We start from the raw sequence: 11,920 nt of genomic DNA on the forward strand, positions 1-11,920 counted from the left end.
GCATGCATCTTCTGAAGAAATGGAACACGAATACGGAGTTGGTTTGGTGGAGATCGGACAAAACTACGACGCGATCATTGTAGCGGTAAATCACAAAGATTATAAGCACCTGGACGAAAATTACTTCAAGTCGATTATGAAAGACGGACAGGGAGTTTTTGTCGATATCAAAGGAATTTATAAAGGAAAAATCAACGATTTGGAATACTGGAGTTTGTAATAAATACGATTTATCCGGTAAAAGCATAAAATCGAAAAACAATCTTTTTAATTAAATAGCAGCTGTTTTTGTTAAAATGGCTGCTATTTTGTTTTATAACCAACATTTCGTCTTATTTATAGCGATTTGTCCCGTGTTTGTCCCAATAACATCAGACAACCTTAACCTACTTTTGAAGTTTATCATTCTAAAACTACAACAATGATATTCAAAAGTCTCTCGAAATCAATCCACTTTTGTTTTTTGGCTGCACTGGGAATGAGCTCTCCTTCATTTTCTCAATGTAACTGGAATACTATTTTCTCGGATTCATACGAATATACGACGGTCATTCCTTATATCATTCCTGGAACTACTTATCAAAATACGCCACAAACTTATGCAGGCTGCATCCGAACAGGATCGAGAGGAATGTATCTGAATATCGTGGATGGTTTTTCGGGTTTGATCTACAATCAACCCTTCACCAATTTGTGTGTCGGGCAATCATACCGCTTTTCTTTTTCTACGCGCGATGCCTGGACAGGATCCAATGATTTGACAATCAATATCAAGGATGCGTCCGGAACAATTGTTTTAACACAGAATGTACTCAGCGGCGGAGCCTGGAATGACATTACCATGACAGCTTTTACTGCGCCAACAACCGGTATTTCGTTTGAAATCATTACCAACATTCCCGGCGGTCCGGGAAACGATGTCGGGTTTGATGACCTGAAACTTGCGCAATGTAATCCGGTTCCCTTGACAGGGAATTTAACTGCCTGTGCCGGAGCGGGAACACATCATTTGTTTTCGCAAATTCCCGGAAGTATGTCCCACACGGGAGTTTGGACAGGTCCGTCGGCTTTAACGAACGGATATCAGGGAACGTTTACTCCCGGAACAAATACCAACGGAGTGTATACTTACACGATCAGCAATGCCACAGGATGCAGTGATTCTACGGCTCAAATTACCGTTTCACTGACAAATACGCCTGTTTTAAACCCGATTGCGAATGTGCAGGCTTGTACATCCTATACGCTTCCGGCTATTACAGGAACAACGCTTGCCGGAAACGAAAAATACTATACCGGTTCGGGTGGAACCGGGATAAGCTACAATGCGGGACAAGTGATCACGTCTACTCAGACGCTATACGCTTATGGAGGTACAGCCGGTTGTTCGGACGAGAAAATGTTTACCGTTACCGTTTCACAACCGCTTTCTGCCGGTTTCGACAATGGCGCATATTATTGCGGGCCAGGGCCTGTAATTACGCTAAACAGTTTTTTATCTGCGGGATCTTCTCCTTCAGGAACCTGGGTGGAAACAACAACGCCTCCATCCGGAAGTTTTAATGCAGGAACGAGTGTTTTCAATACCAGCGGACTTACTCAGGGAGTTTATACGTTCTCGTATCAGGTTCCGGCAGTTGGAGCTTGTCCGGCAGACAATGCAACGTTTTCTATTTCGATCGGGAACATTCCTTCAGTGAATCTCGGACCGGATACAACCTTGTGTACCGGACAAACCATTACTTTGAATGCAGCACTTTCCGGGCCTTACGACAGCTATAAATGGAACAATAATTCTACCGGTTCAACACGCTTCGTGACGAGTGCAGGAACCTATAGTGTAAAAGTGGGGAAATTGGGGAGCAATCAAATTGTGAACGGTGATTTTGAATCCGGAAATACTGGATTCACAACGAGTTATGTTATCGGGACCGGAGGAACTTACGGTTTGCTTACGAACGAAGGAACATATGCGGTTACTACCAATCCGAATCTGGCACATAACGATTTCAGCAACTGCCAGGATCACACACCGGCACCAGGAACACAAATGATGGTGGTGAATGGTTCGGGTGTTCCGGGAACCAATGTGTGGTGTCAGAATGTGCCGGTTCAATCGAATACTGACTACCAATTCGGAACGTGGGCTTCCAATGCATTGACCAATTCAAGTGTGGCACAACTGCAGTTTTCCATTAATGGAAGCACTTTGGGAAGTGTTTTTACTACTCCGGTAATCGGTTGCTCATGGCAACAGTTTTTTCAAACCTGGAACTCCGGTTTGAATACCTCTGCTCAAATCTGTATTCTGAACCAAAATACCAGCATTGGCGGAAATGACTTCCTGTTGGACGATATTACTTTTAAACCGATTTGTTATTCTTATGATACAGTGGTTGTAAGCTACAGTGGTTTTCCTGTAGTCAATCTGGGACCGGACACGACACTTTGTGAAGGGTCAAGCTTGCTTTTGGACGCTCATAATGCGGGCGGAACTTACTTGTGGAATGACGGTTCAACCAATCAAACGCTGAATGTAACAAGCGCCGGAACGTACCAGGTAACGGTGAAAAATGCTGCGCACTGTGCAACAACAGATGCAATTGTTGTATCCTATGAAGCTCAGAAACATGCCGGAGCGGATAGTTTGGCAGTTTGGTGTGAAACCAATGGAGTCGTGGATTTGAATAATTTGCTTTCAGGTGGAACAACTGCCGGAGGAACCTGGGCGGACGTTAACAACGGTTTAGGTGCGAGTTTAACCAGTGGTGGTTTATTAACCGTAAGTGGCGCTGTCGGGTCAAACACGTTGGAATATGTCGTACAGGGAACATTTTGTCAGAACGATACGAGTCAATTCCAGATTGTGGTAAACAGCCAGCCGGCCGGAGTAAATCCTACAAGTCTTCACTTGTGTAATACAACCGGTGCAACTGTTGATCTGAATCAGTATACAACAGGATCAGTACAAACGAATAATCCGTACTGGCTGGAAACTTCTGCTTTCCCGACCAATCAGTTTGATGCACCGACAGGAATCCTGGATTTATCTTTGCTTCCGAACGGAGACTATGATTTTGCTTACGTTTTGCCAGCCGATACGATGTGTGTGAATGATACGGTAAAGGTGGCGGTTCGTATTACGGAAAACCCGATTATTGCGTTCTCTTCGGATGTCGTAAAAGGATGCTTTCCGCTGGAAGTGGAGTTCCTGAATGAAAGCACTTCCAATCCGAATTCGGTGGTGGAATGGAACCTGGGAGACGGAACTATTTTGTCGAATCCTTCGATTGTGAATCACACCTATACCGGGATCGATTGTTTTGATGTAACGCTGAAGATTACTGCAGATAATTTGTGTACTACCTCGAAAACGGTGAGTAATATGATCTGTGTGGATCCGCTTCCGATTGCAAGCTTCAACTACAATCCGCAACAGGTGTTTTCCATTGATCCGACAACCAATTTCGAAAATACATCGGTCTTAAATTTCCAGAATTTCTGGAATTTTGACGACGGTTCAACATCCCAGGAAGTGAATCCTACTCACCAGTTTCCAATTGGTCAGGTGGGGAATTACAATGTAGAATTGATTGTTGTTTCGGACCAGGGATGCCGGGATACCACTTACAGAATAATCATCGTGAAAGACCAGCTGTTGTTTTACGTTCCGAATACGTTCACACCAGATGGAGACGAGCACAACAACATTTTCCTTCCGATCATGACAGCAGGATTTTCGCCGGCAAGCTATGAGTTTTACATCTACAACCGCTGGGGAGAAGTAATCTTTGAATCCAAAGACACTGCTGTTGGCTGGGACGGAACTTACGGAGGCAGTATGGTTCAGAACGGACTTTACACCTGGGTTCTTCGTTTCAAGGATGATGACAACGATGAGAAGTTCCAGTTTGCAGGACATGTGAATTTGATGAGGTAAGTTTTTTGCTCAATAGAAATAGTTTACATTTGTAAAAATCAGACTGAACAAATTACGCGTTGAAACAAACTTACCGGAACTTAATCTTACTGACCTTTTTCTGTATTCTTGGCACTACCTTGTTTGGAGCTAAGTTGACGGCGGAAAGGGGTGTGAATCGAATTATTTCGGAGCACCGGGGGAATGGACTTTCCTATGTGAAGCTTTTTGAAAATTATCATGGAGCTGATTTTACAAGTCGTGTTGAGTGGATTCAGTTTCTGAAAGAACTGACAAAAAACGATGAAATCGCGGCGGAATCTGATTTTCCCGAATTCTGTTTTACGATAGGAAGCAGGTTAAGTGACGGGCAAAATTACCGGGATGCCTATTATTTCTTTTACATTACCCTGCGTGAAGAAAAGGATGTTTGTACCTCTCACAAGCCTTATTTAGCTTCTTTTCATGAAGCTTTAGGTCATGTCTACTATTTTTTCAGGAGATATGATTTGTCGGAAAAACACCTGAAAATCAGTTTAAATCATCCAAATACTTCCGAAGAAAGCAAGATCAAGATCTACAATACCCTGAGTTTGATTTATCGCGATAAACTGGACAATCAAACTTCGGAGAAATACCTTCAAAAAGCGTATAATCAGGCTGTAAAATTAAAGATAGATGCCTGGATCGGGATTCTTTCCGGAAACCTGGGATACATTGCTTTGACGAGAAATGAAAATGAGAAAGCGCGCAAGCTTATTGAGCTTGACTTTCAAATGAGTAAGAAAAACAAGCAGACAAGTAGTGAATTAAATGCCCTGGCTTTGCTCATTGAATTGGATTTGGCAGAGAATAAAATTGCCCAGTCAGCTTTGAAGATGAAAACCTTCGATAGTTTGATGGTAGGAGAGGAAAGTCCGCAGCTTCTGGGGCTTTTGTATCGTACAAAGACGGTTTATTACGAGAAAATCGGGCAGGACAAGAAAGCCTTATCGAATTTCAGGAAATACATTTCGTTCAAAGAAATCCTCGATGAAGAAAGACAGTTTCTGAATATCCAGAATGCTGAATTTCAGATCGAGTTTGAAAAGAAGCAGGGAGAAAATATTGTCTACAAGGAAAAGAAGAAAAAGGATGATCTGATCATTCTTGGTCTTTTTGTGATTTGCCTGATCTTAGGTTTAACCAGTTTCATCATTATCAAACAGATTCAGCGGAAACGCAAGCAGGATAAAGAGATTTTGACATTGAGAGCGTTGAAAATGGAGGATGAATTGAATGCCACGGAACGCGAAATGCGCGCCTTGCTATCGACCATTTTTGATAAGAACAAAGTGATTTCTGAATTGAGTGAACAACTTGAAACAGCTGAGAAGAACCAGTTTGTAAGAACTGATTCGGAGAAAGAATCCATGTTGACCCACCTTCAGTCTTTTTCATTATTGACGGAAAACGATTGGATCGAGTTCAAAAGACTGTTTGAAAAACTGAATCCGGGCTTTTTTGATTTCTTTCACGACCAATTTCCGGAAATCACAGCTGCTGAAATTCGCCTGGCTGCCCTGATCAAATTGAATCTGTCAAACATTGAAATGGCACGGACTTTAGCAATTTCTCCTGATTCCGTGAGAAAGACGAATCTGCGTCTGAGAAAAAAACTGAATATTGAGTCGTTGGACGACCTCGCGCGTTTTATTAAAGCGATTTAGTTTAAAATAAAAACACCCAAATCTTCTTAGCATTAAGTATTTAACAAGAGCTGTCTTTTGTCCCCTTTTTGTCTCAGTAAACATTTAGTAAAACCTTATATTATCTATAAGTTAGCCCCAAATTAAACTTATCATCTTTTTATGAAAGAACAACTTACTTTTAACAAAATGCGTAAGAGAATTCTGTCGGGCAAGCTTGCAATTGCAATTGCTGTCACATTGAGTTCTGTTATGTCGTTTGGCCAAACTGTAACTACGAGTGTAGCTACAGGAACAAATACAACCGGAAATCTTCCTATTTATGGTTATTACGGTTATACTTATTCTCAGCAGATTTATTTAGCGTCCGATTTTGACGCGGCAGTTGCCGGTCAGGTAAACCGAATTACAAAAATCAGATTTTTCAACACTTCGGGATCTCTTACAAGCGCTACTTCATGGACTGTATTCATGGGGTCAACTTCTCAAACCAGTTTTTCGAATACAGCATCATGGATTCCGGTAACCAGTATGACGCAGGTTTTCTCCGGAACGTTAACTGCTCCGGCAGCGAATACCTGGATGGAAATCACTTTGTCGACTCCTTTTATTTGGGATGGTGTGAGCAATGTGGTAGTTGCGGTTGATGAAAACACATCGGGTTATTCAACGATTAACTGGAGATCTCATAGTACAGGTGCAGACCGTTCTATGAATTATTACAGTGACAGTAATAACCCGAACCCGGCATCTCCTCCGGCTGGCATCGACCGTTTTTCGTATGTTCCTCAAGCTCAATTTGTTCATGAGATCGCGCCTGCATGTGCGGGAACTCCTGTACATAAAACGGCAAATACTTCTGTTTCGACTATTTGTTCCAACAGTACTTCTCCGGTTAACTTGTCATTTACAGGTTCTGATTTCGCAAACGGATTGACTTACCAATGGCAATACAATAACGGTGCGGGATGGACTAATTATCCGTCTGCAACGAATACGACTTATTCCACGCAACCTACCCAAACGGTAAACGTACGTGTAATCACAACTTGTTCTGCAACGAATGACCGCGATACTTCTGAGGAAGCTTCTATTACAGTAAATGCAGCACCAACTGTAGCTGCAAATTACACTGCTGTAGCATATTGTACAGGAACTCCGGCACAGGTAATCGCAAACGGTGCGGCGACTTATGCATGGGCTCCTGCAACAGGATTGAATGTTGCAAATAACGATACGGTGAATGCGAACCCGGCTAACCCGACAACGTATACTGTAATCGGTACGGATTTGGCAGGTTGTAAAGATACTGCAACAGTAATGGTTACTCCGGTTTCTAAAATCACCAAAACCGCAAGCTATTCTCCTTCTACAATCTGTACTCCCGGAACTCCGGTAACAGTGACGGCATCTGCGGCACCTGCGGTTCTTTTCGGAGGAGGTTCTTATGAATACCGTTTCATCGGTGCGAATGGTGCTGAGTTGCAATCATGGAATGCGACCGGTGCTTACAATTTTGTACCAGGTGCTGATAGCGTTTACAAAATCTATTACGATGTGCGTTCTACAACTTGCCCGGATGCAATTGACTCAAGCTTGATCTCTGTTGTAGTTGGTTTCGGTGCTACAGTGAATGTGGTAGATTACGATTGTAATAACCTTGGAGGGGCTGTTACTTTGAGCAACAGTTTTGGGCAGGTAACCATGAATACGGTTTACTCTAATCCTTTTGCTAATGCAACAACTGATTTGACGAATGTGACTTTACTAGGTGGAGCAGCAATTACCGGTGGAAGAATGGTTATTACACCGTCTGTAACCAGTATTGGAAGTGCTTCTGCGATCATTCAGGATCCGAATTTCCACACAGGAGCAAATAATGCTATGACATTGAGCTTTAAACTGACTGCTGACCAACCGATTAATGTATTTAATACAGGTGGCGCAGACGGTTTGACTTATTCTTTCGCAGATGATATTTCCAATACAGGAAACCAAAACGGTAGCGGTTCTAAATTGCGTTTGGTATTTGATGCTGCAGGAAATGGCTCAAATTCACCTGGAATCTATTTGGTTTATGGAAACACAGGTGGTGTGAGTGCTACATCAGTTACTCCTGGAGCTACTTCAACGCTTTATTACAGTAGCAATACAGCAGGATGGAAATTGATGACAGATGTTCAGGTAGTATTGACAATTGATGTTGCTGGAAAAGCAAGTTTGACTTTGGACGGAGTAACTATTTTCTCCAATGTTCAAATGCCTGCAGCTTACATGAATGCGAATACGTCCACATGGAAACAAGTATTCAGTGCAGCAACTGGTGGTGATGCATTGCGCCAGGCAATTTCAAATGTAGTAGTTACTGCACCGACTTCTCAGGTTGCGATGGTTCCTGCGAACCAAACACCGGCAACATGGCAGTCAGGGTTGACTTTTTCAAATGTTCAGCCTGGAACATACGACATCTGGATGAGCAGTAACAGCTCAACTTCTTGTGCTAAGAAAATCAAAACGATTGTAGTAGAAAACCTGAACCCGCTTGTATTATTAGGAAATGATACAACGATTTGTCAGGGTGAAGTACTTACTTTAGATGCAGGAAATCCTGGTTCTTCTTATGTTTGGAGTAACTCTCAGGTTACAACTCAGACAAGAGCGGTAACACAGTCAGGTGCTTACGTCGTATATGTTACAAATGCTGACGGATGTACAGGAATCGGTTCTGTGAACGTAACAGTAAATAATATCCCTGCAGCAAACAGTGCATTGTATGTTCAAAACAACATGCCGACTTATACATTCACGGTATTGAATCCGCAAAACGTTGACTCATATTCATGGAATTTCGGAGACGGATCTACTTTGACAAATGCGCCTTCTACAGCAACTCATACGTATACAGTAGCCGGACCATACATGGTTACAGCAACTTTGACAAATGAGTGTGGAACACAAACGGTGATTCAAACAATCGTTGTTACAAGTACGGCAGGAATCGAAGAAAACGGAATCGAAGGATTGAGCGTTTACCCGAACCCGGCTTCGGATAAAGTAACGATTTCAATTCCTGAAACAGTAGCTGCATCTGCAACAGTTTATTCAACTACAGGAACGTTGGTTTCTACCATTGAAAAATTGGATGCTCAAACAGAATTGTCTGTTCAGGGCTGGACTCCGGGAGTTTACTTCGTACGCGTTCAGAATGAAAGCAAAACAAGCACTATTAAATTAGTGATTCAATAATAACAACTAGAAAAGAAGAGTGCGGACAGGATGTATTTCTGTCCGCATTTTTTTTTGCCTGTATTTTCCAATTTCCCCAAAACCCCATTTCCCAATATTGGGACAAGATTAAAGTCAGACTTCAGGATAGAATGAATTTCGTGCTGATTATCAGTGTAATGCGTTTAAATTATTAGCAATAATAATCGAATAGTACTAAAATTTAACAAAAAGTTAATTGTCTCCTTTTTGTCCTTTCTCTTTTTTGACAGAAAGTATGCTATTTCCATATGTTAGCTGAAAATTAAACTATAAATTACTTATGAAGAAACAACTAACTTTTAACAAAATGCGTAGAAGTCTTCTTTTAGGTAAGTACACTTTCGGACTTACCTTAGCAATGACTTCTTTCTTTTCTTCTGCTCAAACGATGGTTACGGTTGGTACCGCTACCACAACAACAAACAATGCTCCGGTAAATGCGGCGAATGCGTACCATTACTCTCAAAGTATTTACAAGGCATCCGATATTATTGCAGCCGGCGGAAACGGGATCGGGTCAATTACGAAGGTCCGCTATTATTACAGTTCAGGAGGATCCGCAAACTCAACGGGATGGACCGTTTATTTAGGACACACGAATAAGGTGAATTTCACTTCCAATACAGATTGGATTCCTGCAGCAGGATTAACAAACTGTTTTTCAGGAACAGTCACTTTCCCTGCAACGGGAAACTGGTTGGAAATCACATTAACAACTCCTTTTCAATGGAATGGTGTAGATAATATTGTGATCGGAGTGGATGAAAACCAGGCAGGATCTTCGACAAGTTCGTTTTGGCGTTATACGTCGTACGGAACAGATAACAGAACGATCTATTATGGTAACGCGACCATTAACCCGGATCCCTTATCACCGCCATCAGCTACATCACGCGGAACATGGGCTCCGAATGTACAATTGGAGTGGACGGCTGCTCCGGGCTGTACGGGAACTCCGGCTCATGCTACAGCAGTTGCCAACAATACGTCAATTTGTCCCGGACAAGCGGTTAATTTCAGTTTGACAGGCGGATCATTCAATACCGGTTTCGGTTATCAATGGCAATACAACAGTGGTTCCGGATGGACAGATTATGCTTCTGCAACGAATGCTACATTTTCAACTTCTCCAAGCCAAACAGTAAATGTTCGCGCAATTACCACGTGTTTGGCAACCAATGACCGAGATACTTCTGAAGAAGCTTCCGTAAATGTAAATGCAGTTCCGAATTTGACGGTCAATACTCCGCAAATTGCTTTTTGTACGGGTGATAACGTACAGTTAATCGTATCGGACGTAAGTCCGGCAACGACATTTGTTTGGGCTCCGTCTACCGGATTGAACGTAGCGAACAATGATACGGTATCGGCTAATCCAACAAATGCAACAACCTATACAATCACGGGGACAAACTCTTTTGGTTGTACAGCCACAACAACAGCTTTTGTTTCTCCTTTATCTAAAGTAAACCGCTCAGCGGCATATACTCCGAATCAGATTTGTGCACCGGGATCTCCTGTCACGGTTACAACAACTGTTGCTCCTGCATTGATCAATGGAGGCTCTACCTGGGAATATCAATTCCTGAGTAGCACCGGAGCTGTATTGCAACCATGGAACGCTACAAATACGTACAACTTTGTTCCGGGAGCTGACAGCGTATACACGATTTATTACAAAGTCAGAAGCAGCAGCTGTCCGGACCAGGTTGATTCATTGCCTTTGAATGTAGTAGTCGGATTCGGAGCTGATGTGGCGGTTGTAGATTATGACTGCAACAACTTAGGTGGAATCGTTACGTTGTCGGATATTTTTGAACCGACTGAAACACTTATTTACTCAAATCCGTTTGCAACCACAGGAAACCTGACGAATGTAACGTTACAAGGTGGAGCAGCAATTTCAGGAGGAAGAATGGTAATTACACCATCTGCAACAAGTATTGCAGGTGCTTCTGCAATTATTCAGGACCCGGCAATTACATTGGGAGCGAACAACTCCTTTATTATGAAGTTTAAAATGACTGCTGACCAACCGATCAATACGTTCGGTACGGGAGGAGCAGACGGAATTACGTATTCATTCGCTGATGATATTGCAAACAATGCAAACCATAACGGTAGCGGTTCGAAGTTAAGATTGGTATTCGATGCAGCAGGAAATAACCCGAATGCAGTTGGAATTTACCTGGTTTATGGAAATACAGGAGGTGTGAGCAGCACGGCTGTTTTCCCTACGGCAGCCTCAACACTTTATTACAGCACGAACTCGGCTGCATGGAAATTGAAAACAGATGCTCAAGTGATTTTCAAAATTGATATTGCCGGAAAAGCAAGCTTGTCTATTGACGGAGTAACGATCTTCTCCAATATCCAAATGCCGGCAGCTTATATGAGTGCGAATACTTCCACATGGAAACACGCTTTCAGTGCTGCAACAGGTGGAGATGCAATGCGTCAGGCAATTTCTGACTGGCAGATTTCAAGTTCTCAATGTAAGTTTGCATTGGTTCCTCAAAGTGTAACTCCGTCTGTGTGGGGGAATGATGTAATCTTTACAGGAATTCAACCGGGAACATACGATGTTTGGATGAGTAACAACGGAAGTACTTCTTGTGCGAAGAAAATTGAAACGGTAGACATCGTGAATGTAAACCCTTCTGTACAATTAGGGAATGATACAACAATCTGTGAAGGAGAATCGTTGATCCTGGATGCAGGAAACCCTGGTGCAACGTATGTTTGGAGCGGATCTTTGGTAACAACTCAAACAAGAACAGTTACCCAGACCGGACCATATGTGGTGTATGTTACAAATGCTGACGGATGTACAGGAATTGGTTCTGTGAACGTAACAGTAAATAATATTCCTACTGCAAACAGTGCCATGTTTGTTCAAAACAACATGCCGACTTATACATTCACGGTATTGAATCCGCAAAACGTTGATTCATATTCCTGGAATTTCGGAGACGGAACCATTTTGACAAACGCACCTTCAACAATGAGTCATACGTACACAGTGGCCGGACCTTATATGGTTACA

At 42.5% G+C, this 11,920-nt stretch carries 4 protein-coding genes and 1 pseudogene; all 5 read left to right on the plus strand.

Going from position 1 to position 11,920, the window contains the following annotated elements; genetic code table 11:
* Positions 1-220: pseudogene (locus tag Q1V93_RS05625) on the plus strand (nucleotide sugar dehydrogenase); the annotation flags it as partial.
* 201 nt (positions 221-421) lie between these two features.
* Complete coding sequence (locus Q1V93_RS05630) at positions 422-3,940, plus strand: PKD domain-containing protein (protein ID WP_300662609.1); 3,519 nt, start codon at positions 422-424, stop codon at positions 3,938-3,940.
* Between the two features lie 152 nt (positions 3,941-4,092).
* Positions 4,093-5,628 (plus strand): hypothetical protein, encoded by a 1,536-nt coding sequence (locus Q1V93_RS05635; RefSeq protein ID WP_300662612.1) that lies wholly within the window; start codon positions 4,093-4,095, stop codon positions 5,626-5,628.
* Positions 5,629-5,769: 141 nt separating this feature from the next.
* Positions 5,770-8,853, plus strand: a complete 3,084-nt coding sequence (locus tag Q1V93_RS05640; protein ID WP_300662615.1) for a T9SS type A sorting domain-containing protein — start codon at positions 5,770-5,772, stop codon at positions 8,851-8,853.
* 301 nt (positions 8,854-9,154) lie between these two features.
* A partial coding sequence (locus Q1V93_RS05645) for a PKD domain-containing protein (protein WP_300662618.1) occupies positions 9,155-11,920 on the plus strand: 2,766 nt, incomplete at its 3' end.

It is taken from the genome of Fluviicola sp. (assembly GCF_030151805.1).
Lineage (GTDB): Bacteria > Bacteroidota > Bacteroidia > Flavobacteriales_D > Crocinitomicaceae > Fluviicola.